Source organism: Brevibacillus parabrevis (genome assembly GCF_022701015.1).
GTDB lineage: Bacteria > Bacillota > Bacilli > Brevibacillales > Brevibacillaceae > Brevibacillus > Brevibacillus parabrevis.
Genome location: NZ_CP064090.1, coordinates 951,121 through 977,560, shown reverse-complemented (window position 1 = coordinate 977,560; position 26,440 = coordinate 951,121). Strand labels below are relative to the sequence as shown.

The window sequence follows — 26,440 nt, the reverse complement described above, 5'->3', positions numbered from 1 at the left end:
GAGGGGAGTCGTTTCTTTTTATGCGGCATTTTGATTACTTGCTAGAAGATGAAAGAGCAGAACTGTTCAGTATACACCCTCTTCCGATCAATCGAAGTACCGAAAAGGAAGTGCTGGCCCACGCACTGGGAGCAACGCTCTATATGCCAGCCATGCGGGCTACCATCTCCCAGGACGTCATGACCAAAAAACACGAAGGCTTGATTTCGATGGTGATTTGCCTGGAAGACGCCATCGGTGATCATGAGGTGCCTGAGGCGGAGCAATCGCTGATTCGGCAAGTGCGCGATATTTCCAGCCAAATGCGGCACGGCTTGATCCACCAGGACGATATTCCGATCATGTTCGTGCGGGTACGGGATGTCGCCCAAATGAACCGGATTGTCGATGAGCTGCAAGAAGACTTGATTTGCCTGACAGGGTTTGTGTTCCCTAAGTTTACCAGCCGCAACGCAGAAGAGTATCTGGAGGCGCTGGAATCCTGCAATCGGCATGTTTCCTTTCCCGTGTACGGCATGCCCATTCTGGAATCTGCCGACGTTATTTACAAAGAGACCCGGACAGCCGAGCTGCTCTCTATCAAAAATACGATAGACAAATACCGGCACCTCGTTCTGAACGTGCGTATGGGAGCAACCGACTTTTCCAGCCTGTTCGGATTACGCCGGGGGCCGGACGTGTCGATTTACGATATTTCCACGATTCGCGACTGCATCGGCGACATCGTCAACATGTTTACCCGCCAGGGCAGCGAGCACGTCGTATCAGGTCCGGTCTGGGAGTATTTTGGAACCGGAGAAAGATTGCTGAAACCGCAACTTCGCCAGTCTCCTTTTGAACAAAAACTCGGCGGTTCATCCGGGAGAAGGCTTCGCCAACAACTGTTGAATCACTGGCAGGACGGGCTGATCAAGGAAGTGTTGCTGGACAAGGAAAACGGCCTGACTGGCAAAACCATTATTCACCCGAGCCACATCAAAATTGTCCACTCCCTTGCAGTGATTACACGAGAAGAATACGAGGATGCCTGTACCATCCTGCAAAGCCAGACAAACGGCGTGACCAAGAGCCAATATGCCAACAAGATGAACGAAATCAAGCCGCATACGAGCTGGGCGAAAAAAATCATGATCAAATCAAAAGTGTACGGGGTGTTCCATGAACATAACAACTTTATCAACCTCCTCGCCCGAACATCAAATATTCAACTTCAATATTCTCGGTAATCTGGACATCACCATCCGCGTTCAGCAAAATCCGTATCAACTCCCGCCGGAAGCACTGTTTCAGATGGCTGCCCGCATTAACAAAAAACGAAGCTTTCTGTTTGTCAGCAAAGTTCTCGGCAAGCATTTGCCCGTTCGTCCCGCCACATCTGTGCTGAGCGGAATGGCATTGGCCGCCCGGCTCCTCGAAGAACGGTACTCCCTCGAAGTCGCAGAGCTGCCCGCGATTGTGCAAGGGATCGTCCACCAGGAAAAAAGCGATGAGATTCTTCACCAGCTGCTGCTGCATCCTTTTGAATTGCCCGAACCGTTGTTGTTCATCGGCTTTGCGGAGACGGCTACGGCACTTGGACACAGCATGTTCAGTGCGTTTGGCAGCAAGACCGAATACATTCATACGACCAGGGAGCGCATCAATGAGCTTCCGTCCACGATTGACTTTGAAGAAGAGCATTCCCACGCAGTAGCTCATCACTTTTATCCGGTAAATAAAAACTTGCTACGTTCTGAGTGCCCAATCGTATTAGTAGATGATGAGATTACGACTGGCAAGACAGCGTTGAACATCATTCGCGAGATTCAGCGTCACTTCCCGCGAAAGCAATACATCGTCGCTTCCTTGCTGGATTGGCGTTCCCAAGAGGATCATCGCAAATTCCAGGAGCTTGAAGCCGAATTGGACATCAAAATCACGGCCATTTCTCTGCTCAAAGGGGAGATTGAAGTAAACGGAGCAATAGGCGAGCAACCGACACAGCAAACAATCGTTGCCTCTGCCCACGCAGGCACAGCCCCGGTTGTTATCCCGCTGGAAACGGCTGCGCTGACCAAGCTGTCCTTTTCTTCCATCACTCCATCAGGGTTCATCAACACGCAACCATACTTGCTGGAAACGGGCCGCTTCGGAATAACAGCCGAGAAGCAGCGTAAATTGCACGGCACACTTCGCGAGTTGGGACAAGCTTTGCAGCAATACCGCACAGGCAGGGCCTTATGTATGGGAACGGGCGAATTTATGTACGTTCCGATGATGATCGCCGCTTTTATGGGCGACGACGTCTTGTATCAATCGACGACGCGAAGCCCCATCCATCCGGCAGCAAAAGAAGCTTACGCCGTGCAAAATGCATTTTCCTACGAGAGTCCCGATGATCCTGCCATTCCCAACTTTATTTACAACATCCCGGAGCAGCGGTATAGCGAGTTGTTCCTGTTCCTTGAACGCGGGACGAGCGATGAACGGCTGAACAGTTTGTACGCAGCTTTGGCTCAACTGCCGATTCCGCACAAGTATGTCGTCATGTTTTGCTAACAGCCAAGAGAGGGGGAAACCGCATGGATCGAGGATCAGTATACGCTGTAGAACTTATGAAGCCGCCCCAAATGGGGAGCTATCCAGCAGAAGATGTTACCTTCCTGTTGAAAGATATCAGCGAATTGATGGAAGAAACCAACACGGAAGACCGCGAAGAACTGATTCAGGCAGGCACCCACTATTCGGAAATGCTTCCTGTTGAGTATCAGCCTTCTGCCGAGTACATCTCCTTGTTTCATCACGCCTTGCAGACGACGGCACGCAAAGTGGCGCTGGCGTCAGCAGTCGTAGCTGAATTGATTCTGGCGCGAAAAGGCAGGGAGCTTGTGCTGGCCTCGCTGGCGCGGGCCGGGACGCCCATTGGTGTTTTGATCCGCCGCTATTTGCGCCAAATTCACCAGCTCGATGCGCCTCACTACAGCATTTCGATCATTCGCGGCAAAGGCATTGACGAAAACGCGCTGCACTACATTCTGGAACAGCATCCGGGCAAAAAGATTCAGTTCGTGGATGGCTGGACGGGAAAAGGGGCGATTACGTCCGTGTTGCACGAGGCGATATCCCGTTTCAATCAAAAGTACCTGCTGCGGCTTGATGCCGATCTGGCTGTACTCGCTGACCCGGGGCATTGCGTCCAAACATTTGGCACCCGCGAAGACTTTTTGATCCCCAGCGCTTGCCTGAACTCGACTGTGTCCGGCTTGATCAGCCGTACCGTCCACCGCGATGATCTCCTTGCAACTGGCGAATTTCATGGAGCCAAATTTTATCGGGAATGGATCGCAGAAGATGTCTCGAACTTGTTCGTCGATACGATCTCGGCCCATTTTGCCGATATTGCCGCCGAAGCCAAGGAACAAGCAGCCGAATTGATCCGCCATGAAGACGACTACGTGCCAACCTGGAAAGGAATGCACGATATTTCGCGGATTCAGCAGGAGCTGGAAATAGATGATGTCAATTTGATCAAACCGGGGGTTGGTGAAACGACTCGCGTACTCTTGCGCAGAGTGCCGTGGAAAATCCTCGTCGATTCAGTCGACAACCCGAATCTTGCCCATATCATCATGCTCGCCAAAGACAGGGGTGTATTGGTGGAGGAACGTTCGGATATGAGCTATTCCTGCTGCGGCATTATCCGACCGATGAGAGGGGAAAACCAATGATTTTTGCCAGCGATCTGGATCAGACGCTCCTGTACGGAACGCGCTTCCTTGCAGACCATACACAACCGTTTCAGGTGGTCGAGGTGCTGGACGGCGCGCCTATCTCGCACATGTCTGACCTGGCGATTCACTTGCTTCATGAGGTGCACCTGCAGTGTTTGTTTGTACCAGTGACTACAAGAACGATTGAGCAGTATAAACGCATTGCCATTTTCCAAAACGAGCTTGTACCGCGCTATGCCATTACGAGCAACGGCGGCCATGTGCTTCGTGACGGACAAATCGACGAGCAATGGAGCCGTCAGGTGCGCAGTAAAATGATCAACGAATGCGCAGCAATCCACGACATGCTGGCAGGCTTCGCCCGGATCAGCCACGAGCAGTGGGTCATCCGCGAGCGAATGGCTGAAGATTTGTTTTTCTACAGCATCATCGATCGCGAAAAAATGCCTGTCGACGAACTGCGCGACTTCGAACAGTGGGTCACTGAGCAAAACTGGAGCATGTCCATTCAGGGCCGAAAGCTCTACCTCGTACCGCAAGCCGTAAACAAGCGCGATGCTTCCCTGTACGTGTGCGCATTGGAGCAAGACGATCGGATGATTGCTGCTGGCGATTCCCTGCTGGACATGCCGCTTTTGGAAGCAGCACACCTCGCTGTCGTTCCTCCGCACGGGGAAATCTATCAGCTTCGCGGCCACAATGACGCCGTAGCCAGCTTTCATTTTACGCAAGCATCAGGAATGAGCGCTTCCGAGGAGATTTTGCAGACGGTTCTCGCCTCCTTGCGCCAGGAGCTGCGAGCACGCTAGACAAGAAACGCGGGAAATCGACCGAAAAAGTTACAAATCAGGCATAAATTGAAGTTTTTTGCAAATTTATGTAGATTTTATCGTCATGCAATGAAATAATCGAATTGTAATCTGCAAAAGAATGGGTGAAAACCCGGACAGAGTGGAGGGTGTACATGTCAGTTATCAGTTTGCAAAAAGGGCAAAAAATTGACCTGACCAAAGGAAATGCTGGCTTGAGCAAAGTGCTGGTTGGACTTGGTTGGGACCCGGTGAAAAAATCGGGAGGACTGCTTGGCGGACTGTTTGGTGGTGGACAAGCCAACATCGATTGCGATGCTTCTGTCATCATGCTGAACGAAAACGGAAAATTTACAAAAGAAACAAATCTCGTCTATTTCGGAAATAAGAGAAGTGGTTGTGGCAGCGTCGTTCACTCCGGAGACAATTTGACGGGTGATGGCGATGGAGACGATGAACAAATTTCTGTCGAGCTTTCCCGCGTCCCTGCCGATGTACACAAACTCATTTTCGTTGTAAATATTTACGATTGCGTCAGCCGTCGCCAAGATTTCGGGATGATCGGCAACGCGTATATCCGCATCATGAATCCATCTACCACCCAGGAACTGTGCAAATTCAACCTGACAGATAACTACGCAGGGAAAACGTCGCTAATCGTGGGTGAATTGTATCGCCACTCTGGTGAATGGAAATTTGCTGCTATTGGTGAAGGAACAGCAGATACTTCGATTTCCCATCTTGTCGGACGATACACATAGCTCTTTGCCGGTTGTACTTCCCATCACAATAAAACCCCAATTATTAGGAGGAATCACACATGGCCGTTTCATTGCAAAAAGGACAAAAAGTAGATTTGACCAAAACAAACCCTGGCTTGACCCAAATCAAAGTCGGTCTTGGTTGGGACACCAACAAGTACGATGGCGGCGGCGAATTTGACCTCGATGTATCCGTATTCCTGCTGAATGAACTCGGAAAAGTGGAAGACGACAAACATTTCGTATTCTTCAACAACCCGCAAAGCCCTGACGGCTCCGTGGTTCACTCCGGAGACAACCGCACTGGCGCTGGAGACGGCGATGACGAAGTAATCGAAATCGACCTGTCCAAAGTATCCGCAAGTGTACAAAAGGTTGCTTTCACCATCACAATCTACGACGCGGCTACCCGCAACCAAAACTTCGGTCAAGTATCCAATGCGTATGCGCGTGTACTGAGCGCAAGCAGCGGCGAGGAACTGATCCGCTACGACCTCGGCGAAGATTTCTCCGTTGAAACTGCTGTAGTTGTTGGCGAACTGTATCGTCATGGAAGCGAATGGAAATTCAGCGCAGTTGGTGCAGGCTACAAAGACGGTCTCGCAGGACTGGCTCGCGATTACGGTGTAAACATCGGTTAATAACCCATTACGATTTGTGGAAAGGATGAACTCCCCATGTCAGTAATCAGCTTATCCAAAGGTCAAAAAATTGATCTGACGAAAGGTAATCCTAACCTGACCAAATTAGTCGTTGGACTTGGTTGGGACACGAACAAATACAATGGTGGCTCTGATTTCGACCTTGACGCTGCGGCGTTTTTGCTCCGTGCAGGCGGCAAAGCGACTGGCATTCAAGACTTCGTTTTCTACAACAACATGCAAGGCGGCAACGGCTCCGTTACGCACACAGGCGACAACCTGACAGGTGAGGGCGATGGAGACGACGAGCAAATCAAAATCGATCTGACCAAAGTACCAGCGGAGATCGAAAAAATCGCCATTACTATCACGATTCACGATGCCGAAGCGAGAAGACAAAACTTTGGACAAGTCTCCAACGCCTTCGTTCGCGTCGTTGATGAAACGACAAACCGCGAAGTTCTCCGCTACGATCTGGGCGAGGATTTCTCCGTAGAAACGGCTATCGTCGTGTGCGAACTGTATCGCCACCAGGGCGAATGGAAATTTGCTGCTGTAGGCAGCGGTTTCTCCGGCGGACTTAAAGCGCTTTGCAATAACTTCGGATTACAAGCAGGGTAATTCGTCAACCTGAGGATGCTAGTTTGATAGTAGGGACTAGCATCCTTTCTTGCTTTTTTTAAGCTGGACACAATGCGGCGACGCCATGCTTTTGGCGAAGCCAAGTTTTCGAAGATAAAGGTGATAGTGATGACGATGACGATTGTGAAGGGGCAAAAAGTCGATATTACTAAGCAGTTTCCGGGATTGAGCAAAGTAATTGTCGGCCTTGGCTGGCGCGCTGGCAACGGAATTGAGCTGGATGCATCGGCTTTTCAATTGGGCGCGTCCGGGAAAGTGAATCGTGAGGAAGATTTCATTTTCTACGGAAACCCCAGATCAGTAAACGGAGCGGTTTCCTTGCGCGACGGCTCTGGAGATAATCAGCAATTCGAGCTGGACCTTGCGGCAATAACATCCGACGTGGAAAAGATCGCTTTTACCATTACGATTTACGATGCCATTACACGCGGACAAACGTTCCGTCAGGTTTCCGATCTTTATTTGCGGATCATGCACCCCGTGACCTTTGTTGAAATGATCCGGTTCCCATTGGTTGATTTCACTACGGAAAATTCGATTGTGACTGGTGAATTGTATCGCTACAAGGGTGAATGGAAGTTCAATGCGATCGGGAGCGGCTTTAACGGCGGGCTGGCTGCCTTGTGCGGAAACTTTGGCGTGGAAGTGGCACAGGAACAACCATCTTCTCCACCACCACCTCCTCCAGCGCCGCCAAAGGTTGAGCAACCGCCGGAACCGCCTATCAATCTGTCCAAAGTAGAGCTGACCAAAAAAGGCGAAACGATCAGCCTGCGCAAATCGAGCGGAGCACTTGGGCAAATCAGCGTAAACCTGAACTGGAACAGAAAAGTCAAAAAATCTATCGGGTTTTTAGGTTTTGACAAATCTTCTGGCATCGATCTCGACCTCGGTTGCTTGTATGAGTTGTCAGACGGATACAAAGGGTGCATTCAAGCGCTTGGCAGGAAGTTTGGCCAATATACGGACTTCCCGTTCATCGAGCTGGATGGTGACGACCGCACGGGAGCCAGAACAGATGGGGAGAACCTCCGCATTAACGGCAACCAAGTACGCGAGTTTAGTCGGGTTCTGATCTTTGCCTACATTTACGATGGTGTGGCAAAATGGGCGGAAACAGACGGTGTTGTCACGATCAAACAAGCGGACAACCCGGAAATCGTCGTCCGCATGGATGTTCATGACCCGCGCAAGATCATGTGCGCCATTGCCATGATTGAGAGAAAAGACGATACGTTCCAAATCAAGCGCCTGGTCGAATACTTCAATGGACACGAACAAATGGATCGCCACTATGGTTGGAACATGCGTTGGGCCGCAGGCAGCAAATAGCGTAGGAGGAAGACAAAATGGAATTTTTGAATGGGCTGATTGAAACCTATTCAAGCTTTTTCTCGTGGGAAGTCTTGCAAGGAGTATTAACGAACCCTGCCAACTGGACCATTATTCTCTCGTTGGTCATTCTGGAAGGTTTGCTGTCAGCAGACAATGCACTTGTACTGGCAGTCATGGTCAATCATTTGCCAGAAAAACAAAAGAAACGCGCCTTGTTTTACGGCTTGCTCGGCGCCTATTTATTCCGTTTCCTGGCGATCGGCTTAGGGGTCTTCTTAGTCAAAATGACGGCGATCAAAGTAATGGGTGCCCTCTACTTGCTCAAAATCGCGGCCGATTACTTCGTTGGTGAAAACGAGAAAGCACAAAAAGCAATCAATGTATTGCTCTATCTGGGAATGGCGGCATGCTTGTACTTCATTCCAATCCTGGCGGTACAAATCCTCGGTGGATTGCTGATCGTCTGGCTGCTCTACCGCGTATTCAAAAGTGGCAACGACGACGAACCAGAAATCGAGAACAAAGGAAAAGGTTTCTGGAAAACGGTACTTGCTGTTGAGATGATGGATATCGCCTTCTCCATCGACTCTGTTTTGGCTGCCTTTGGTGTCAGCAACCAGGTTTGGGTACTGTTCCTCGGTGGGATTCTCGGCGTCCTGATGATGCGGGGTGTCGCTCAAATCTTCCTGAAGCTGATCGCACGTATTCCTGAATTTGAGACGACAGCGTTCGTACTGATTGCGCTCATCTCTGTGAAAATGTTCCTGGGCGCAGCTGGCTTCCACATCGAGTCTTACATCTTCTTCGGTGTTCTCGTTCTCACCTTCCTCGCTACATTCATCGTGCATAGGGCGAAAAAGCGCAAACACGGAGATCAAGATGCTTCAAAAGACAAAGTTGCGGAAACAGCATGATAGGAAAGGCAGAAAGCGAGGTCAACAGACACTCGCTTTTCTTTTCGAAAAAAGGAGGCTAGATGATGATATCGTTTGTTAAAGACGTACAGGTGGTCCTGGAAAAGAAAAAGCTGCAACAGGTGAAGGCACGGGTTGCCCTGGTCCTCGATATAACCGGATCGATGCGTCCGTACTATAAAAACGGGACGGTGCAAAAGGTAGTAGAACGCATTTTGGCAGTAGCCAGCCAGTTTGACGATGACCAGACACTCGATGTATGGGTCTATGATCATCGCTTCTCCCGACTTCCATCCGTAACTGAGCAAGACTTTGAAAACTACGTAAACCGTGCCATCCTCGAAAACGCCGCTGTTGAAAAGTTCGGCCGGAACGACGAGCCGTTAGTCATGCGCGATATTATCGCCAAATATACGCAAGAAGAGCCGAGCAGTCTGCCCACCTACATCACGTTCATCAACGATGGCGGCGTGAAAAAAGGAGCAAATGAAGCTGGCGATTCCGTTCAAAAGCTGATCATCGAGTCAGCCACAAAGCCGCTGTTTTGGCAATTCGTAGGGATCGGCAATGCAGACTTCGGCGTGTTGAAAAAGCTCGATACAATCGAAGGACGCTTTGTCGATAACGCCAACTTTTTTCAAATCGATAACATCGACACGATTTCAAACGCAGCTCTCTACGACCTGCTGCTGAACGAGTTCCCGCTTTGGCTGGAAGAAGCAAAACAAAAAGGAGTTTTGGCTTAAATGAAAAAACGGCTCTGGTTCAATCGGACTTTTGCTACGGCGTATCCAATCGTTGAAATGATTCGCAATAACCCTGACAATATCGCCTTCGAGATTTTTGTGACTCACCCGAAACGCCATAGCGTGATGCTGCAAATCGCAGACTATGCTGAACTGGAGCCGACACTCGATGTACCGCAATACATCGACTATTGCCTGTCGTTTTGTCAAAAGCACAAGATTGACGTATTTCTCCCCAACTATCGCCTCGTGGAAATCTCCCAGCATATCGAGGAATTTGAACGGCTGGGCACACAGGTTATGATCGCTCAGGAACACCAGTTGTTGGAGGACATCTCGGATAAAGGCAAGTTGTTTCAACTGTTCCAGGACGTGCCGGAAGTACCGCTTCCCGCGTATCAAATTGTGAACACAGCCGAGCAGTTCCAGTCTGCCTATGAACAGCTCAAGCAAAATGGCGACAAGGTGTGCTTCAAGCCTGCCCGTGGCGAAGGCGGGGCGGGATTTTATGTAGTGGAAGATCAGCTCGATCCGTTTGATCGCCTGTTTCGATCAGCCCACTATCAGATCACGCCAGAAGAAGCGCTCCGCGTGCTGTCCACGCGCGAGACTTTTGACGACATCATGGTTATGGAGTATTTGGACCAGTATGAATACAGCATCGACTGCCTCGCCTACGGAGGACAATTGCTGGCAGCGGTGCCGCGCAAAAAAGTCGAGGGCCGTATTCGCAAGCTGGAACATAACGAAGAGTTGCTGAGCATAGCCGAAGCAGTACAGCAGCGGCTCCAGCTTTCCTACCTGTATAATGTGCAAATCAAATACAAGGACAACGTACCGAAGCTCCTGGAAATCAATCCGCGTGCTTCCGGCGGAATGTATGCATCTTGCCGCTCCGGGGTGAACTTCCCGTACTTGGCGCTGAAGCTGCTGTTGACCGGAAAAGCCGACGTGCCTGTACCGAAGCTGGATATTCTCACGACGCATGTGGAGCGCGAGATTGAATTGGTGCGGTTTTTTGAGTAATAGACACATGCCACTACAGCATGAAAGCCATCCCCTATCAGGATGGCTTGTTCATTTTCAGCGCGATTCCCGCTTGTCGGCTCGGTGAAGCCAATAACCACTTATCCTGTGCTTGGTATATAAAAAGTTATCTTCGTGCCTATACCTGGCGCGCTTTTGATATGAAGTCCCGTCCCGAAGTGCCGCTTCAATCGCTGGTCCGTATTGATCAGTCCAACGCCTGACTTGCTGTTAGCCTTTCTTTCCAGCAGTTGTCGCAAGTGGGCTTCGTCCATTCCAATCCCATCGTCTTCAACGGTTATCTCCACTTGCGTTTCGTGGACAGCAATCCGAATGAGGATTTTCCCCCCAGAATTGCGCTTCATCACGCCATGTATTATCGCATTTTCAACGAGAGGCTGAATCGTCAGATAGGGGATTTTTACTTCCTCACAGTCATCTATCTCCCAAACAACCTCCAGCCTTTCTTCAAACCGCACCTTTTCAATATACAGATACGAACGGATCAGACTCAGCTCTGTTTCGATCGGCACAAGTCCACCCATGTCTTCAAATTTAAATTTATACCGCAAAAAATTGCTGAACTCATAAAGCAATTCACGCATCTTATCCAGATTTATGTCACTCAAAGCTGTCGCAGCGCTTAACGCATTGAATATAAAATGCGGCTGGATTTGCGCTTGCAGCCAGGCAGCTTCTAAGCGCAGTTGTTCCCGAACAGATTGCTTGATCGTAGTTAATGCCTCAATCCGCGATTTGATCTCCATTCCATCTACTGGCTTCGTCACATAATCGTTTGCTCCCGCCAAAAAACCGCTCTGAATATCTTCCGGCTGGCTTCTTGCCGTAAGCAACAAAACAGGCAGTTCAGTGAGCGTAAACCGCTGGCGAATGATCTGCGTCAGCTCATAACCGGACATCTGCGGCATCATAATATCGGAAATGACCAAGTCCCATTCCTTGGTATCCAATAAAGCCAACGCTTCTTTTCCGCTCGTCGCCATTGTTAGATCGTATTGTTCTGGAGGGAGGATCGCTTCGAGCACTTGCAGGTTGATCGGATCATCGTCCACGATTAACAGGCAGGGGCGGCCGCTTTTCGCTTTGACTACTGCTGTTCGTTTCGTAGTCGACAAGCTTTCCGCTTTTTCCTGAATCGACATGGCCGGGACAAAGACCTCTTCCTGCTCTTGCACATTGGCCAGCTCTAACGAAAAGGTAAAGGTTGAACCTTCTCCCAACACAGAGGACACTTCTAGCGTCCCTTCATGAAGTTCAACCAGCTGCTTGCTTATACTTAACCCTAACCCGAAACCGCCTTCAATCATGGTCTCGCTCGTGCTGGCTTGCTCATACGGATGGAACAGGCGCTTGAGCATGTCTTCATCCATGCCGATCCCTGTATCTTTTATAACGATATAAGCCCTTCCCTCCTTGGAAAAAGCCTGAATCGAAATCATCCCTTCGTTCGTGTACTTCACCGCATTATGCAGCAAATTGAACACGATTTGAATCACCCGGTTTTCATCCGCGTGGACGGGAGGGAACTGTTCCGGAATTTCATTGATCATTTTCACAGATTTCACTTCTGCGTTAATTTGCAGCATATCAATCACACCTGTCACAATCGGCTGAATATAAATGACGGTTTTTTGCAGACGCGGATTGCCTTCCCGCAAACTCATCACGTCAATCAAGTCGTTCAAAATCAATGTCAGCCGACGTCCTACCGATAAAACCGTCTCTAGCTCCTTGACACTTCTTTCCTGCAACGAATGCCGTTCCCTGCTTAAAACAGATTGCGACATGTTCAACATGCTATGCAGCGGATTTTTAAATTCATGCGAAGTATTCGCCAAAAATTGATCTTTGTGGTCATTCATTCTTTGCAAGGTTGCAGCAAGCTCTTTTGTTTGGGCATGCATGATGAAGTAACCTTTAAACCATACCGAAGCAATACACCCGATGGAAATGATCAGATCAAACGGATAGTAGACCAGGCTCAAGCCGCTTTCCCGCCAGACCAGCATCCAGATCAGATGGTGAATCAGCGCGAGCAAAGCACAAAGCAGCAGCAGATTGCCCATGACATCCTTGATCAGTCTTTTCAAAATGGAGATCATCGCAACTGCTGCGGCAATCGCACTCAACAGGAGATAGACCGGGAATAGCATCGTTATTTGATCGGGGTTTAAACCCAGCGTAATACCCGCAATCCCCAGGCTGACTATTTTGTAAACCGGATATATTCTGCTCCAATAAGGCAGCTCGCGATGGCTCGTACACGCAAGCAAAGCGTAAGCTCCGAGCATGAAAGAGAAATTAGCCAGACGGAAATCCCAATCGATGCCCATGTAGAAGAATTGATGGAACAACTTTTCATCATTGCTTAACACCGTGCTAAAAGCCGTCGTTAATGCCAGCAACGCAAAATAAAGCAGCCTTCTTTCCTTGTTTCCTAGTACATATAAAATCAGCGCATAAACGGCATGCATCAAAAAGATCAGCGCTGCCAAAAGCTGCGTAAAAACAGATGCTTTCATTTCCTTAGCAATGGTTTCTTCTGAGCCAAACTTGATGGATCGAACAATGCCGCTGCTTCGCCCATCTACATAATTGGCGGCCTGAATGACCAGTTCAATTACGCCGTTTTCATCTGCCGTAAAGGTTGTGGAATAAGGCAAATTCTCGGCAACATAGCTTTCCTTCGATTCCGCTGTCCGTCCCGATTTGGCAAGCAATCGGCCATTCACATATAGTTCCGATGCCGTACGCACGCTTGGTACACGAATGCTGTAACGCCTTTCTTTTTCCGGATTGACATGAAGACGCAAGCGATAAGAAGCAAAGCCGTATGGAGTTGGCTTTTCGCCATTCAACGCTTCATTCCAGCCCCCTGGAACGTAGATAAGTGCCGGCTTCTTCTCGCCTGCTACTTGGTCGGATCGACTCCCCATCAACCATTGCGAGGGGAAAAACTCCCATTCCCCATCAAGCAGCACAATGTCGCCATCTTCTGCGTTCCAGTCGCGCAAATCCAATTGTCCGTTCTGAATCGACACTTGGTGATACCGAAACAAATCCATCCACAAAATGCGCGACACGGACAAGACAACCACTAACAACCCTAGCAGCAGGACAATATGGCTCTTTTTCATGCGGTATTTCGGTGAATCATGTGCCAAGAAGTATTCCTCTCCTACTCTTTTTTTCTTCTAAGACACCGGATCGAGCGGAAACGGTCAGTACACCTTGTATGCTTCGTATCGTTGTTGAAAGTAGGAAATGATAAAGTCTCGCAGCTCGATTACTGCCGGTGGCAAGTGGCGATCTTTCAGCCAGGACAACCCGATCGTATAGGTGGAATCCATATCGGCGATCTTGACGTAAGTTAAATTCAATTTTCTGCACACGGAAACCGGGAGCAGCGCTACCCCTTGGTCCAGCTTGACAATCTCCGCCAACAGTCCCGAATCCAGTTCAAAATTGATGGCAGGAACGAATCCTGCCCGTTCGCAAAGCGCCATGGTAAAGCTGCGATATTCTTCATTGTTAGCCAAGGCAATAAACGGGTCATTGGCCGCTTGGCTTAACGCTACCGCTGTCTCGCCTGCCAGCTTGTGGCCGGAGGGCAGCGCCAGCACGATATCTTCATCCACCAGCACGCAGCTCTCAATCTCTTCATCGGCAATCGGCGGCCCCGCGATCCCTAAATCAAGTTCTCCTTTCTTCAAACTTGTCTGTATCACGCTTCTCGATCCGATTCCTTGCTGGATTTTCGCCCCTGGATGGCAAGCAATGTACTCGCTGATCAGTCCTGAAAGAAATCGGGGGTTCGAGATCGATATTTTGATCGTCCGCGCAGCTTGTTCAGTCTGTGATTGAATCTCCATTTTTGCAGCTTCAATGGCGGTAAAAATTTTGTTCACGTGCTTTAGAAGAATACGTCCGGATGGGCTTAGCTCGATGTGTCTTCCTTTGCGGTGAAACAAGCTTGTGCCTAATTCGTCTTCCAGTCTTTTGATCGTCAGGCTCAAAGAAGGCTGAGCAATCCTCAGCTGCTCGGCGGCCTTGGAAATATGCTCGGTATAGGCGACCGTTTGAAAGTATTTTAATTGAAGCAACTCCATCGATTAATGCCACCCCTATATTTATTATCGTAAATAAATTCATAGTTTATTATGTATTATATTAAATAATAAACTCGCCTTAAAATAGGGATTAGCAGCCCAGGTTAATCGAATGAATACCTCTGCGACGATGGGCTACATGATACCGAGCTGTCATTGGCTTCTCCAACAATCGCATATAATTACTTAGCTAATAAATAAAGGGAGGCTATTCAAATGCGCATTGCCATACTAGGAGCAGGTTCTTTGGGAACAGTTGCCGGAGCTTATATTGCTGCCGGAGGACAAGATGTGGAGTTGATTGACGTTTACCAGGCGCATGTGGATGCTCTGAATCAGTCAGGCGCCAAAATTGTCGGTACGACGGACTTCCAGGCAAAAGTAAAAGCCGTCACCCCGGACAACATGTCAGGCGTCTACGACCTCGTGCTGCTATTGACCAAGCAGTTGCACAACGATTCGGTCCTGCGAGACTTGTTGCCCTTTTTGCATGACCAAAGCGTCGTCCTCTCTTTGCAAAACGGGATACCGGAAGAAAAGGTAGCTTCTATCGTAGGCCGCGAGCGCGTCATTGCCGGATCGGTCGAATTTGGCGCTACGTTTATGGAGCCGGGCGTTTCCAAGCTTACCACCGAGTATAGTCACTTTAAAAAGTATGCTTTTCAAATCGGCGAATTGGACGGTAGCACCACACAGCGGCTACAGCAGATTCAAGCGATTTTAAACCTCGTGGGAGGCACTCACATTTCCGACAACCTGGTCGGAACAAAATGGTCCAAATTGCTGATTAACAACGCGTTCAGCGGCTTGTCAGCGGCGCTTAACACTACGTTCGGCGGGGTACTCGACCATGAAGCCAGCCTGATCAGCGCTGCTCATATTGCCGATGAAACAATCAAGGTCGGCCATGCCAACGGTGTGCAGTTCGCGGCCATGAACGGATTTGATCCGGCATCACTGGAACTGAACAGCGAAGAGGATATTTCCCCAAGCACGCAAAAGCTGCTCCAGCTGATGAAGGCTTCCCGCCTGCTGAAAGCGAGCATGCTGCAAGATCTGGAGAAAAAACGCAAAACGGAAATCGATTGCATCAACGGTGTCATTCCCCGGCTCGCGGCAGGCAAAGATATTTTGACGCCTTACAACGACCTCGTTGTGCAATTGGTCAAGCAGGCTGAGGAAACTCAATCCGTACCGGAGTTTGAGGTCAATATACAACGGCTTGCAGAGCTGAATCGGCGCGGGTGATTGGTTTGTGTCCCTATTGCGCGCCCCGAACAATGCTCCACATGGATTGCAGGCACCAGTTGCAAGGACGGGAACAGACTGGGTGTAAAAAAGCCCAGCGATACTCCAGAAAGACGCAACCTCTTCTCTACAATATCTCTACACCACAAAAGCCCAAGAACCCCCTTGCTCTAAGGGCTCTTGGGCTTTTATTCAGCATAGCTCTTTCGTTTCCCGTAAGGAATAACCAGTGGTGTGCCGAAAAGCGGATCGCGAATCACTTCGCAGTCCAAATCAAAGACCGCTTTGACAACCGCTGCCGATATGACTTCCTCTGGCTTGCCCTGCGCATAAATTCGCTGATCGCGCAGCGCAATTATATGGTCGGCATAACGGCACGCCAAATTGAGATCATGCAAGACCATTACGATCGTACGCCCAGCTTGGCGGTTCAGCTCAAACAGCAAGTCCAGAATCTCGATTTGATGCGTCATGTCGAGGTAGGTCGTCGGCTCATCCAGCAACAAGATCGGGGTATCTTGGGCAAGGGCCATGGCAATCCACGCTCGTTGCCTTTGTCCTCCTGACAAGGAATCAACCGCTCGCTGCGCATGCAAGGTCAGCTGTGTCGCCTCCAAAGCTTGGTTAATCATCCATTCATCTTGTGCGGACTTTGGCGTCAACAAGCCTTGATGCGGGTATCTTCCCTGCTCGACCAGCTGCCTGACGGTCAATCCCTCGGGGGCAATGGGGCCTTGCGGTAAAATCGCCAACTGCTTCGCCAGCTCTTTTGTAGACCACTGGGCCAATTGTTTGCCATCCAATAAAACCGTTCCATCTTCGGGTTTAATCAACCGTGCCAACGAACGCAGCAATGTCGATTTCCCACAGCCATTACTGCCGATCAACACGCTGATTTTGCCTTCATGAATTTGAAGATCTAATGCATCAATGACTGTCTTGTGACCGTATCCTAAAGTCAAACTTTTCGTCTCTAGCTGCAAACTGATAGTCTCCTCCCGAGCGGTATTAGAGGTTTCGATTTCGGTACAACAAATAGATAAAGAACGGCGCGCCAATCGCTGCGGTAAAGATTCCCGCCGGCATATCATACGGCAAAAACAGCGTTCTTCCGATCACATCTGCCGCACATACAAGAAAGCCGCCTAATAACCCGGCTACAGGCACAAGCAGATAGAACGATCGCCCAATCAAGGTTCGGGCAATATGAGGAGCTACCAATCCCACAAAACCGATCGTACCCGCATATGCCACGGCAGAGCCAGCCAACGCTACACTGATCACGATAAAAAGCGTTCGATGGCGCTGCACGGCGTCACCCAAGCCTGTAGCAACATCATCTCCCAGTTCTTGAACGTGCGCTGGCCGAGTCAGTATCAGGGTCAACGGCACCAAAACGCCGATGACGACAAGCATTGCTCCAACCTCCGCGTAATTTGCCGCATAAACAGTACCGATCATCCAAATGTACGCTTGTGAAGCGACCATAGTTGGACTCAGCACAGTCATCATCGTCGTAACCGCTCCTGCTGCCGCTGCCATCCCAATCCCGATCAGAACGAGCCGAATCGGAGTCACGCCTTTATTCCAGGAGAGCAGATAAATAAGGAGAGATACCGTTCCTGCGCCGAGCATGGCGGCAAAAGGTAAGCCAGCCACTCCCCATTTTCCCATCAACAGCGCCGTATACAGCGTAGCGGCTACGGCCGCTCCGTTCGTAATCCCGATAATGTCCGGGGAAGCCAGTGGATTCCGAATGACGCTTTGCAAAATAAGACCCGATATCCCGAGTGCCGCACCCGCCAGAAAAGACAGTAGCACCCGCGGAAGTCTCAGTGTCATGACAATATAAGCATTTTCACCGTCGCCTAAACCGAACAGCTCCGCAATCACTTCCAAAGGAGAAAGCAGGGTCGACCCCAATGTTAATCCCGCCATGCAGACCAGCAATGCCAAGCTTGCTGCCATTACGACTATCATCCGCTGATGCCTTGTCATTTCTTCACAAACCCCCTGCGTGCAATGTAAATAAAGAAAGGGGTTCCCATTAAAGCCGTCAAGACGCCAATCGGCATCTCTTGCGGCATGATGATGAAGCGGGCCAACACGTCCGCGCACAGCAGCAGGCTTGCTCCCATTAGCGCGCAGTAAGGAACAATCCAGCGATAATCCTGCCCGACCAATCCTCTGGCGATATGAGGAACGATTAACCCAATGAAAGCAATCGTTCCTCCCATCGCAACCGAACCGCCTGCCAAAACAACGATTACTACGGCAAGGGCAAATTTCACCCATCCCAGCCTCAGTCCCAAACCGCGCGCAACGTCATCCCCGGAGATCAACACATTCACCGGACGAGCCAGACACAAGGCAAGAATAAAAGCCGCACCCATAATAGGCAGCAGCGGTTGGACGTTCTCCATTGTACGAACCGAGACAGAGCCGCCCATCCAGAACAGCACGCTTTCCAAGTTCTCTTCATTTAAGACAAGCGTCCCTTGCGTAAAGGAAGCAAACAGAGCCGCCACGGCTGAACCCGCCAGCACCATTTTTACAGGAGACAGCCCGTCTCGGCCCAAAGAGCCTAAAAAGTAGACAATGACGGCGGCCACCGCAGCACCCAGAAAGGCGACCCACATATAGACCAGCATCGAAGCTGCCGGAAAAATGGAAAGAGCAAGTACGATAAAAAACATCGCACCTGCATTAATTCCAAATATACTCGGAGAGGCTAACGGATTTCGAGTGAGCGCCTGCATATAGGCTCCGGCAACAGCAAGCGCTCCTCCGATAACCATGGCAATAATCGCTCTGGTTAAACGGGTTGTACGAACAAGCATGTGCTCGGTAATGGCTGGGTCAAAGTGAACGAACGCATCCACGACTGTCGAAAAGGGAATGGTGATCTGTCCGAGAGATACGCTGGCTGTAGCAGCCAGAATAAACAAAACGAACGCAGCCACACACCCCCAAATTTTCTTCGATTGGTCAAACAATAGATGCGCCATGTTACTTCTCTAATCCGAACCGTTGGTAAATATCATCCAGCATGAGATTGGCGGCAATGATCCCTCCACCGACATTCCATGTGACTTCATCAACCAGATGTACATTGTTGGATTTTACTGCATCCAGACCTTTCCACAACGGATGATTCGTCCACTCTTGATACAGCTTTTGCACTTTTTCTGCTCCAGAATCGTCAAACTTGAATACAAAAAGGACCTTTGCATTCATCGAAGGAATGCTTTCTACGCTCGTCAGCTTCATGTGAACCGTTCCTTTATCGGCTTCAGCCTGTAGCGTCTTGGAGCGAATGAACCCCAGCTCATCGAGGATATCCCCTGCAAATCCAGTCACGTAAATACGCGCATGATCTTCCCGGAAATTCAATACGGTTGCTTCGAGCGGCCAAGCGCTGCCAAGCTTTGTTTGAAGTTTTGTTTTTAAATCTGCCACGCGCTTGTCCCACTGATCCAGCAAAACTTTACTTTCCGCCTCTTTATTCAGTGCTTGACCCACGACAGTCAGCGTATTTTTAAAATCGTATAATGGATCGATCATAACGGTTGGAGCGATTTTGCTTAATTGATCGTAGATTTTCTCGTGCCGTGAAATAGAAGCGATAATGAGATCCGGCTTCAACTTGGATACCAGTTCCAGATTAGGTTGTGTTTCTACTCCGAGATTTTCAACATCCTTCAGGCTGTCCCGCAAGTATTCATAGACAGGCTGTTGCGACCATGATTCAACGGCGCCAACTGGTTTCACATTCAGGGCAACTGCTACATCTGTCGCTCCCTGAAATAAAGTCACAACTTTCTTGGGCGTTCCCACGATCTCTGTAGTGCCGAGCGGATGTGTAATTTTGCGAGTTTGCTCGGCTGGCTTAGCCTCCGAATTATTGGATACCTTGTTATCCGCACTACCACACGCTGCTGTAAAAATCGAAAGTACCATCGTCATAAGCAGTAATAGCAATAACTTCGGTTTCTGCTGCATACATCAGTCTCCTCTACTGTTGTCCGATATTAATTCTCATTATCAATTATATGAAGTTATCTTCTTTTTAACATGGACGTATCCGACTGTTATTTGGAGATATAAGACTCTAGCAGCTGATCCATTTGATCCAAAAGCAAATCATGGGATAAAGAGGTATAGCAAGTGTAAAGATGCTGCCTTTGGTACATCGGATAAACAGATGAATTTCTGACTGCTTTCAACTCCTGCCAATCCGCTTGTCTAAACAATTGCTGGACTTCACGGTTGATCGCGTAATTCATCCTCTCTGATCCGTCGTGCCTATAGCTCGTCAAAATAATATGTTCCGGGTCGTACTGTTTCAATGCTTGTACATTCGTTTCCTGATAGTGGGCAATCTGTTCGACACCAGCAGGTACAGCAAGCTGTAGATCGCCATACAGGACAGTCCCGACGTTCCGTTTTCCGTAAATGCACATTTCCCCCGCTCCAATCCCTACAATCAGAAAGGTCTGGCCCTCGATTTTTTGTGCATATTTCCGCCGGATTCGCTCTGCTTTTTCCTCGTATTGCTCAAGCCATGCATTAGCGGCTGACGCCTTGCCTATTGCTTTGGCGATGGATTGCAGGTGAATACGCCAGTCCTGGTGATAAGGCAAGGTAATGGTTGGTGCTATCTGGTTGTATAATTGTTCCTTCAAAGACAAGTCTTCATGGGTATGTTCTCGCATGATGATCAATTCTGGACGCGCCTCTAATAGTTTTTCCAGTTCAGGGGTGCTCTGTCCGATGTTAATGGTGTCTTCCAGACGATCTTCAATCGGGTATATATTATTTTTAACCGCAGCATAAGGCTGAACGTTCAAAGCTACCAGATGCCCGGTTGTTAAATGCTTTAACGAGGCAATTTTATCCGTCATCTTGATTTTATTGATGTAAAAAGTGGGCGACATGCCCGTCTCCAGCTTGAACTTGCGGCTAAAATAAAATTCGTCGCTATATCCTACTTGATGGGCGATTGTGCGAAACGACTCATTTGATAGCAAAAGCGATTGCTTCGCATGCTTGATTCTCACTTGATTTACATACTCGATCGGCGTTTTGCCGTACTTCTTTTTAAAAGCGCGTGAATAGTAATCCGGATTTAGACCAGCTAATGCTGCCAGGTGCTCTCTGGTAATTTCCGAAGCATAAAATTGCTCTATGTACTTGCGGGAATACTCGATGCCCTGCTCGGTAAGCCCATCCTTTTCTTCAGCTGACCCTGTCATTAGCTCCAGCAATAATTCCTGAAACTTGATATTGGCTTTCATTTGCTCCAACTGCATCGCCATTGCATGACCTTGCAGTTGTGCCAGCTCTTTCACGAGGTCGGTAATGCCGGCAAATGGCGATATTGGCACATGGGCAGGCAGGATCGGCGATAAATGAGGCTCATAATTATTGTTTTTCGGTGAGTAGCAAGCAAATTGAAGTTCATAGCAGGATGAAGGCTGAGCAGCAGCTTCCGGCTTCCAGACGAAGGGAGTGTATGGCGCAGCATAGTGCATCTGAGCAGTCTCTTCACCGTTCCGGGATTGATGGACATATAGCAAGGCATGGTGTTCTCTACTCAGCGCTGCGGACAAACTCGCATCGTCCATTTGAATTACCTTGATTAATTTGAACAAATAAGAGCTTGTGTCCTCATGACCTTTATTTGTAAGGTTCGTCGTCCTCATCCATCTTTGCACCCCTTCACCAGATGATAACTATTCTCATTATATTCTTATGAATGTAGTGAAGGCTACGGCTATTTCGTCATTTGTGTTCGTTTTGGGAAGACAGGCTATCATGCAACTGACAGTTATAGTCGTGTCAAAAAGGTTGAGGTTCAGATACAGCGACACCGTAAGCACGAATCCGTAGTTCATTCTAATCGGCATTCTCCTCCTCATCTTCCTCATTCGAAGCCGGCACTAGCAAGATCAGCGTCGATTCATGCCTGTTCCGTTGCTGCCGTCATCTGATCACGCATAAATGTGATGTGCGCATAAGCCGATCAACGGTGGCCACACAAAGCCCGCTCATGGTTGATTGGCGCCACGCACAAAAAACCGCACCTCCAACTGTTAGGTGTTGTCTTGCAAATCAAAAAGGCACCCAATCGGATGCCGGAAAAGAAAGGAAGGGGTCATTGCGATTTGCCAAGCTTCACGCCAGCAACACTCGCCCCCTTATCATTTATAATTGTAGATTTTTCATTTGCGCGATCAGGTCGTCAACCGCTTTATCCACCAGGTAAGGGCCGTAGTTCCAGTTTTCGCGGAATACGTTGATGATGCGGCTGTTCTTGATCGCCGGGATTCCTTGATACAGCGGCTCCTTAAAGCGCTCCAGCAAACCTGGCAATTCTGCCTCGGTCATCTGTGTAAAGAAGTTGTCGGCTGGTTCGGCTACAAATGCCTCGATCGAAAGCCCCGTGCCGCCGTCCTTGAACTTTTTCAGGTTCTTGGGCATTTCGAAGCCATAATCCTCATAAATCAGCTTGCCGAGCGTGCCATCCGTTCCCCCGATCAGAAACTCTCCTTCATAGAAAATGAAGCTCGTCGCCGTCGTGCCTGGTTTGATCTTCACGTCGATCTGGTCGCGAATGCGTTGCAGCTTTTCCTCGAACTTGGCGATCCACGCTTCCGCTTCCGTTTTGCGGTTCACAATGTCGCCCATCGTCCGCAACGTGTTCACGACATCTCAGTCTAACTGCTATCGAATATTTCTGTACGGGGTTATTCCCGAAAGCTTGCTATCACTTGTGATATAGTCCACCTGAATCGTTGTAGTCCATATTTTCCGGCCAAAGTAACTAGATAAAGAATCCGGATAATCTATCTCTCCGTGATACTATGAGGACCGCGTAAAGAGCGTAGGCAGTAGGGAGAGCAGCTTGACCCTCGTTCTCGCGTCCTCGTAGTTCCAATTCCTCTCGTCCAGCACATAGCTGAACCCGTCTTTCACGGCGGGGAGATTGTTCCAGATCGGGCCGTTCATGAACTCCTCCATCGCAGTCCTGGACTCGGCGCTTTCCGGGAGCATCATGAACACGCGATCTCCAGCGTAGTGATGGATGGTCTTGGCCGTGATTTCCTTGTAAGGCCTGCCTGATTTCATGATCTGCTGGACCTTGCCCGCAGGTCGGAATCCATCGGGATGATACAAGATGGCGGACAAACCGATATTCCCCATCACGAACAACCGCTTTCCCCGATGGAAGACGAACACGGAAGCCGTCTCCTCGGGCCGTATGAGCGGCCGAAGCTGACGCCACATCAGCAACGTATCGCTATTATGATGAAGAAGCCATTGCTGGGCTTCTTTTTTTCTGCCGAACCACTCGCCGAGCATGAGCATCCGGTCGTTCAGCGAACCGCGAGAATTGTAGGCGAGGGTGGGTGCGATCCGCGAAATTTGCGAATAGAGCTTCTCATCGGAATGATCGACGATAATTAAGTCCGGCGAGAGCTTGGAAGCAAGCTCCTGATCAAGCGGTGTATCTTTGCAGAAGAGCTGCTTCTCAATTAACGGAATACCCAGCGCGCTAATATCGCCCGCGGTTTCCCCGCAGTACAGAATCCGGTGCGGGTTGGAAGGGATTCGTACTTCGTGGCCGTTCCAATCTTTAACGAGAATGTTCTGTCTCATGGAGACGGCATATTGCCTGGGCGAGAAACCCGTCATGTGCCTGAAGCGCCGACTGAAATAGTATTCATCGGTAAAGCCGACAAGTTCAGCTATTTCCCGAAGGGGGCTCTCCGTGCGGATTAACAACTCTTTGGCGCAATTAATACGCAGCTCCGTCAAGTAATCGAGCGGGTTTTTTCCGGTCAGCTCTTTGAAAATCGACGTGAACTGCCACGAAGGAACATTGGCCATGCGCGCGAGCTGGACAACGGTGATCGGGTCCTGGAAGCTCGTTCGCATGTATTGGATCGCTTGCTCTACCGCTTGGGTGGGACCCTGCAACTGATCGCCCCCCATATTATGCTCCAGCAGAAAGGCAATGACCTCCTGGAACTGCAATTGTTGACGGTACGCCTCTATGCCGTGCCGGCTTGCATGGCCAACATACAACTGGGCCAACAATTCGTTCCATTGCGACTGCGGATAAACGCGAAGCTCTTGGCGGTCCGGGAATAAAGGTTGACTGTAAGGCTCAGCTTTGCCGTCCTCAATATGGAACACTCCAAAGGCGATCCGAAAATATTCGATTCGCCCATCGTCCATGCTCTCGAATTGGTAAACGGCGGCAGGCGGAAGTAGAAAAACACTGTCCGTCGAGAAGGCCGCGCTGAACGACTCCGTATAGATTCTCCCTTTACCACTCTTAAACACGAATAACGTATAACTTGAAGTAACTTCTTCGGCTAATACCGCGCCGGCGCCATGGTTGAGCAATTCGACATTTATATAATGAAACAACAAGGAATGCAGCGGTATAGGGACTGTCGGAGACGGAGTCATAGGACACCTTCTTTCCATATGTGAGAACGATTATCAATTGAGGACATTATAAATAAAAAAAAGAAGCTTTTCAACAAGCGTTGAAGAGCTTCTTCATGTTGGCTTTAGGTTTCGGGAGTTAATGATTCCCTTTTTGGTTTAACAATACTTTGGGCAATTCCGTAATCATCCATTCCCTCGATGTCGCATCGCTGTTTGCTTTCAAAATATCGAAGTCGTAGACCTTACCGCTCTTCACTGCGGGAAGATTCAGCCAAACTTCACTTGCACGAAGTTCTTTCGTGGAATCCTGCGCCGCAGAATCGACGGGATTCAGAATGAAGATACGGTCGGCCGCATATTTCGGAAGGAGTTCCGTGGATATCTCGATGAATCCGGTCTGCTGGTCGATTAATTCTTGAACGATCGGCAACGGTTTGAACCCGCCCTTTTCATACAAGAATTGAGGGAGGCCCGCCCCTGCCATTACGAAAAGACGATTGCCCGGGTACATCGTGAATACAGAGGCCGTTTCGCCCTCCTGTATGCCGTTTGCACGCAGGTTTGCCCACATATCCGCCGCTTTAACCGTATAAGCCGCCAACCATTCCTCCGCCTCTTGCTTCTTATTCAATAGATCGCCCAAGGTGCGCATCCGTACTTCCAGCGTATCGAACGTATTGAAGGTGACGGTGGGAGCCACCTTCGAAATCGCTTCGTATTGCTGTGTGTCGGAGTTAGAGAAAATAATGAGATCCGGGTTAAGCGTCAAAGCCTTCTCTACGTTCAGCGGAAATCCAACGTCCTGGGCAGCCGGCAGCCTGTCTTCCAACACAGTGCCCTCAATAGCCTGCTTCATGATTCCGATCGGTTCGACGCCAAGGGCAAGCAAATCCCCCGTCGTCTCTCCATGATAAATGACGCGCTGCGGTGTGACCGGAACTTCGACCTCATGCTTCGCCCAATCCGTGAACATACGAGTCGTTGCGGCAGACGCTTTCGCCGTTTCAGCGACAGGGCTAGGACTTGCCGATTGGCTTTCCTTCGCCTCGTTGTTGCCGCAGCCTAACAATAGTCCCCCCATCAGCGCAAAAGTGCTTAATAGAACGAATGCTTTGGATCCTCGATGCATATAAGTTCTCCCCCGAAAATTATTAAAGAAAATGATAATCGTTATCAGTATAAAGGTAATCGTAATGGATAACTGTGCCGTACTCAATGGACAAACTAAAAACGGACGATTGATTTTGTCCAAGTTGTATGCGCGCATACGATTACATTGGTTGAAAATGATACGTAGAGCACCAGGCGAGCTGAGTTATGTCATCATATGAGATATTGTCCGCTAAATTCGTTTCGATATAATTCATGGCACTATTCACCTCTCCAACGAATCCATCGTTCTCTTTCCCTGAAGATCCATGCCCCGCAAGGCATTCCGCAAAAACGACCCCTTACTCATAGTAAGGTTCTCCGCGCTGTCTGTAACAGCAAGTTACGAAGGCCATCCTTTGCGGGGATGGCCTTCAAATGATATATATCTGATTTCCTTCCCGTAGCTGTGCCCTTGTACCCACCGCCTTAACTTTCCTCTTCTTGTATCGTTCGATTTTCAGTAAGCCGTACTTTATAAGACTCCCCCCATGCTTTCATTGACATAATGATCGGTTCCAAAGTCCTTCCGAAATCAGTAAGGGAGTATTCCACTCTCGGAGGAACCTCTTTATATATTTCGCGATGAATGACGCCATCCCGTTCAAGCTCTCTTAACTGCAATGTGAGCATAAACTGCGTTATTCCCGGATTGAGGCGCCCTAATTGATTGAATCTTTTCGTTCCGTTTAGGAGCTGATAGAGAATAATCCCCTTCCATTTTCCACCAATAACATCCAGCGTTGTTTCAACCGGACATGCTTGCATATCCGGACTTGCTCCATATTTATTTCTCCGGTCTCCCATCAGCTTATCCCCCAATGGTTTGATTTTTAATACTATACCATAAAAATATGCGTACTTAC

Annotated in this window: 23 protein-coding genes; 12 read left to right on the top strand and 11 right to left on the bottom strand. The window is 49.2% G+C overall.

The annotated features are described in order from the left end of the window. Nucleotides 1-20: 20 nt before the first annotated feature. The 11 genes from IRJ17_RS04910 to IRJ17_RS04860 all read left to right on the top strand — a co-directional run bounded on the left by IRJ17_RS04910 (nt 21) and on the right by IRJ17_RS04860 (nt 10,584). Nucleotides 21-1,226 (top strand): HpcH/HpaI aldolase/citrate lyase family protein, encoded by a 1,206-nt coding sequence (locus IRJ17_RS04910; protein ID WP_122962284.1) that lies wholly within the window; start codon nt 21-23, stop codon nt 1,224-1,226. Beyond that, nucleotides 1,159-2,538, top strand: a complete 1,380-nt coding sequence (locus tag IRJ17_RS04905) for a phosphoribosyltransferase family protein (protein ID WP_173597214.1) — start codon at nt 1,159-1,161, stop codon at nt 2,536-2,538. Before IRJ17_RS04910 ends, IRJ17_RS04905 begins: the two co-directional genes overlap by 68 nt. A gap of 23 nt (nt 2,539-2,561) precedes the next feature. Then, nucleotides 2,562-3,707 (top strand): cysteine protease StiP family protein, encoded by a 1,146-nt coding sequence (locus IRJ17_RS04900; protein ID WP_122962282.1) that lies wholly within the window; start codon nt 2,562-2,564, stop codon nt 3,705-3,707. After that, nucleotides 3,704-4,519: an HAD family hydrolase gene (locus tag IRJ17_RS04895; protein WP_122962281.1), complete on the top strand. Its 816-nt coding sequence runs from the start codon at nt 3,704-3,706 to the stop codon at nt 4,517-4,519. Before IRJ17_RS04900 ends, IRJ17_RS04895 begins: the two co-directional genes overlap by 4 nt. 155 nt (nt 4,520-4,674) lie before the next feature. Then, a complete protein-coding gene (locus tag IRJ17_RS04890) occupies nt 4,675-5,280 on the top strand; it encodes a TerD family protein (protein WP_122962280.1) in 606 nt (201 codons plus the stop codon). Nucleotides 5,281-5,339: 59 nt separating this feature from the next. Continuing rightward, nucleotides 5,340-5,921 carry a TerD family protein gene (locus tag IRJ17_RS04885; RefSeq protein WP_063231632.1) on the top strand — a complete coding sequence of 194 codons (582 nt, stop codon included), beginning with the start codon at nt 5,340-5,342 and terminating at the stop codon, nt 5,919-5,921. 36 nt (nt 5,922-5,957) lie between these two features. Further along, nucleotides 5,958-6,542, top strand: coding sequence for a TerD family protein (locus IRJ17_RS04880; RefSeq protein WP_122962279.1), 585 nt, complete (start codon nt 5,958-5,960; stop codon nt 6,540-6,542). Between the two features lie 129 nt (nt 6,543-6,671). Further along, nucleotides 6,672-7,895, top strand: a complete 1,224-nt coding sequence (locus IRJ17_RS04875) for a TerD family protein (RefSeq protein WP_122962278.1) — start codon at nt 6,672-6,674, stop codon at nt 7,893-7,895. Nucleotides 7,896-7,912: 17 nt separating this feature from the next. Next, nucleotides 7,913-8,812 (top strand): TerC family protein, encoded by a 900-nt coding sequence (locus IRJ17_RS04870; protein ID WP_122962277.1) that lies wholly within the window; start codon nt 7,913-7,915, stop codon nt 8,810-8,812. A gap of 65 nt (nt 8,813-8,877) precedes the next feature. Further along, nucleotides 8,878-9,558: a vWA domain-containing protein gene (locus IRJ17_RS04865; RefSeq protein ID WP_233454152.1), complete on the top strand. Its 681-nt coding sequence runs from the start codon at nt 8,878-8,880 to the stop codon at nt 9,556-9,558. Then, nucleotides 9,559-10,584, top strand: a complete 1,026-nt coding sequence (locus IRJ17_RS04860) for an ATP-grasp domain-containing protein (RefSeq protein WP_242773473.1) — start codon at nt 9,559-9,561, stop codon at nt 10,582-10,584. Nucleotides 10,585-10,685: 101 nt separating this feature from the next. Here IRJ17_RS04860 and IRJ17_RS04855 read toward each other — a convergent pair whose 3' ends face one another. Beyond that, nucleotides 10,686-13,742, bottom strand: coding sequence for a hybrid sensor histidine kinase/response regulator (locus IRJ17_RS04855; protein WP_423751960.1), 3,057 nt, complete (start codon nt 13,740-13,742; stop codon nt 10,686-10,688). Between the two features lie 84 nt (nt 13,743-13,826). Continuing rightward, nucleotides 13,827-14,714 carry a LysR family transcriptional regulator gene (locus IRJ17_RS04850; RefSeq protein ID WP_242773469.1) on the bottom strand — a complete coding sequence of 296 codons (888 nt, stop codon included), beginning with the start codon at nt 14,712-14,714 and terminating at the stop codon, nt 13,827-13,829. Nucleotides 14,715-14,930: 216 nt separating this feature from the next. On the opposite strand from IRJ17_RS04850, the gene IRJ17_RS04845 reads away from it, so the two are divergent. Then, entirely contained in the window at nt 14,931-15,962 is a 1,032-nt protein-coding gene (locus IRJ17_RS04845; RefSeq protein WP_242773467.1) for a ketopantoate reductase family protein, read from the top strand. Between the two features lie 188 nt (nt 15,963-16,150). Here the strand turns inward: IRJ17_RS04845 and IRJ17_RS04840 are convergent, their stop codons facing one another. The 9 genes from IRJ17_RS04840 to IRJ17_RS04800 all read right to left on the bottom strand — a co-directional run bounded on the left by IRJ17_RS04840 (nt 16,151) and on the right by IRJ17_RS04800 (nt 26,381). Further along, a complete protein-coding gene (locus IRJ17_RS04840; protein ID WP_278189525.1) occupies nt 16,151-16,951 on the bottom strand; it encodes an ABC transporter ATP-binding protein in 801 nt (266 codons plus the stop codon). Nucleotides 16,952-16,970: 19 nt separating this feature from the next. Then, nucleotides 16,971-17,960: a FecCD family ABC transporter permease gene (locus IRJ17_RS04835; RefSeq protein WP_173597210.1), complete on the bottom strand. Its 990-nt coding sequence runs from the start codon at nt 17,958-17,960 to the stop codon at nt 16,971-16,973. Continuing rightward, nucleotides 17,957-18,970, bottom strand: a complete 1,014-nt coding sequence (locus IRJ17_RS04830; RefSeq protein WP_242773465.1) for a FecCD family ABC transporter permease — start codon at nt 18,968-18,970, stop codon at nt 17,957-17,959. The genes IRJ17_RS04835 and IRJ17_RS04830 overlap by 4 nt, the downstream gene beginning before the upstream one ends. A 1-nt stretch (nt 18,971) precedes the next feature. Continuing rightward, entirely contained in the window at nt 18,972-19,964 is a 993-nt protein-coding gene (locus IRJ17_RS04825; protein WP_173598923.1) for an ABC transporter substrate-binding protein, read from the bottom strand. A gap of 89 nt (nt 19,965-20,053) precedes the next feature. After that, on the bottom strand, nt 20,054-21,667 hold the full coding sequence (locus IRJ17_RS04820) for a helix-turn-helix domain-containing protein (protein ID WP_173597209.1): 1,614 nt from the start codon (nt 21,665-21,667) through the stop codon (nt 20,054-20,056). Between the two features lie 502 nt (nt 21,668-22,169). Continuing rightward, nucleotides 22,170-22,670, bottom strand: coding sequence for an ABC transporter substrate-binding protein (locus IRJ17_RS04815; protein WP_242773463.1), 501 nt, complete (start codon nt 22,668-22,670; stop codon nt 22,170-22,172). Nucleotides 22,671-22,826: 156 nt separating this feature from the next. Beyond that, on the bottom strand, nt 22,827-24,443 hold the full coding sequence (locus IRJ17_RS04810) for an AraC family transcriptional regulator (RefSeq protein ID WP_242773461.1): 1,617 nt from the start codon (nt 24,441-24,443) through the stop codon (nt 22,827-22,829). A gap of 118 nt (nt 24,444-24,561) precedes the next feature. Beyond that, nucleotides 24,562-25,554, bottom strand: a complete 993-nt coding sequence (locus tag IRJ17_RS04805; RefSeq protein WP_173597206.1) for an ABC transporter substrate-binding protein — start codon at nt 25,552-25,554, stop codon at nt 24,562-24,564. A gap of 449 nt (nt 25,555-26,003) precedes the next feature. Continuing rightward, nucleotides 26,004-26,381, bottom strand: coding sequence for a winged helix-turn-helix transcriptional regulator (locus tag IRJ17_RS04800; protein ID WP_242773458.1), 378 nt, complete (start codon nt 26,379-26,381; stop codon nt 26,004-26,006). Nucleotides 26,382-26,440: the final 59 nt, after the last annotated feature.

Excerpts from the sequence above, each read along its gene's own strand:
- IRJ17_RS04910 (WP_122962284.1), top strand. The coding sequence starts at position 21 with ATGCGGCATTTTGATTACTTGCTAGAAGATGAAAGAGCAGAACTGTTC.
- IRJ17_RS04905 (WP_173597214.1), top strand. The coding sequence starts at position 1,159 with ATGAACATAACAACTTTATCAACCTCCTCGCCCGAACATCAAATATTC.
- IRJ17_RS04900 (WP_122962282.1), top strand. The coding sequence starts at position 2,562 with ATGGATCGAGGATCAGTATACGCTGTAGAACTTATGAAGCCGCCCCAA.
- IRJ17_RS04895 (WP_122962281.1), top strand. The coding sequence starts at position 3,704 with ATGATTTTTGCCAGCGATCTGGATCAGACGCTCCTGTACGGAACGCGC.
- IRJ17_RS04890 (WP_122962280.1), top strand. The coding sequence starts at position 4,675 with ATGTCAGTTATCAGTTTGCAAAAAGGGCAAAAAATTGACCTGACCAAA.
- IRJ17_RS04885 (WP_063231632.1), top strand. The coding sequence starts at position 5,340 with ATGGCCGTTTCATTGCAAAAAGGACAAAAAGTAGATTTGACCAAAACA.
- IRJ17_RS04880 (WP_122962279.1), top strand. The coding sequence starts at position 5,958 with ATGTCAGTAATCAGCTTATCCAAAGGTCAAAAAATTGATCTGACGAAA.
- IRJ17_RS04875 (WP_122962278.1), top strand. The coding sequence starts at position 6,672 with ATGACGATGACGATTGTGAAGGGGCAAAAAGTCGATATTACTAAGCAG.
- IRJ17_RS04870 (WP_122962277.1), top strand. The coding sequence starts at position 7,913 with ATGGAATTTTTGAATGGGCTGATTGAAACCTATTCAAGCTTTTTCTCG.
- IRJ17_RS04865 (WP_233454152.1), top strand. The coding sequence starts at position 8,878 with ATGATATCGTTTGTTAAAGACGTACAGGTGGTCCTGGAAAAGAAAAAG.
- IRJ17_RS04860 (WP_242773473.1), top strand. The coding sequence starts at position 9,559 with ATGAAAAAACGGCTCTGGTTCAATCGGACTTTTGCTACGGCGTATCCA.
- IRJ17_RS04855 (WP_423751960.1), bottom strand. The coding sequence starts at position 13,742 with ATGAAAAAGAGCCATATTGTCCTGCTGCTAGGGTTGTTAGTGGTTGTC.
- IRJ17_RS04850 (WP_242773469.1), bottom strand. The coding sequence starts at position 14,714 with ATGGAGTTGCTTCAATTAAAATACTTTCAAACGGTCGCCTATACCGAG.
- IRJ17_RS04845 (WP_242773467.1), top strand. The coding sequence starts at position 14,931 with ATGCGCATTGCCATACTAGGAGCAGGTTCTTTGGGAACAGTTGCCGGA.
- IRJ17_RS04835 (WP_173597210.1), bottom strand. The coding sequence starts at position 17,960 with ATGACAAGGCATCAGCGGATGATAGTCGTAATGGCAGCAAGCTTGGCA.
- IRJ17_RS04830 (WP_242773465.1), bottom strand. The coding sequence starts at position 18,970 with ATGGCGCATCTATTGTTTGACCAATCGAAGAAAATTTGGGGGTGTGTG.
- IRJ17_RS04825 (WP_173598923.1), bottom strand. The coding sequence starts at position 19,964 with ATGCAGCAGAAACCGAAGTTATTGCTATTACTGCTTATGACGATGGTA.
- IRJ17_RS04820 (WP_173597209.1), bottom strand. The coding sequence starts at position 21,667 with ATGAGGACGACGAACCTTACAAATAAAGGTCATGAGGACACAAGCTCT.
- IRJ17_RS04810 (WP_242773461.1), bottom strand. The coding sequence starts at position 24,443 with ATGACTCCGTCTCCGACAGTCCCTATACCGCTGCATTCCTTGTTGTTT.
- IRJ17_RS04805 (WP_173597206.1), bottom strand. The coding sequence starts at position 25,554 with ATGCATCGAGGATCCAAAGCATTCGTTCTATTAAGCACTTTTGCGCTG.
- IRJ17_RS04800 (WP_242773458.1), bottom strand. The coding sequence starts at position 26,381 with ATGGGAGACCGGAGAAATAAATATGGAGCAAGTCCGGATATGCAAGCA.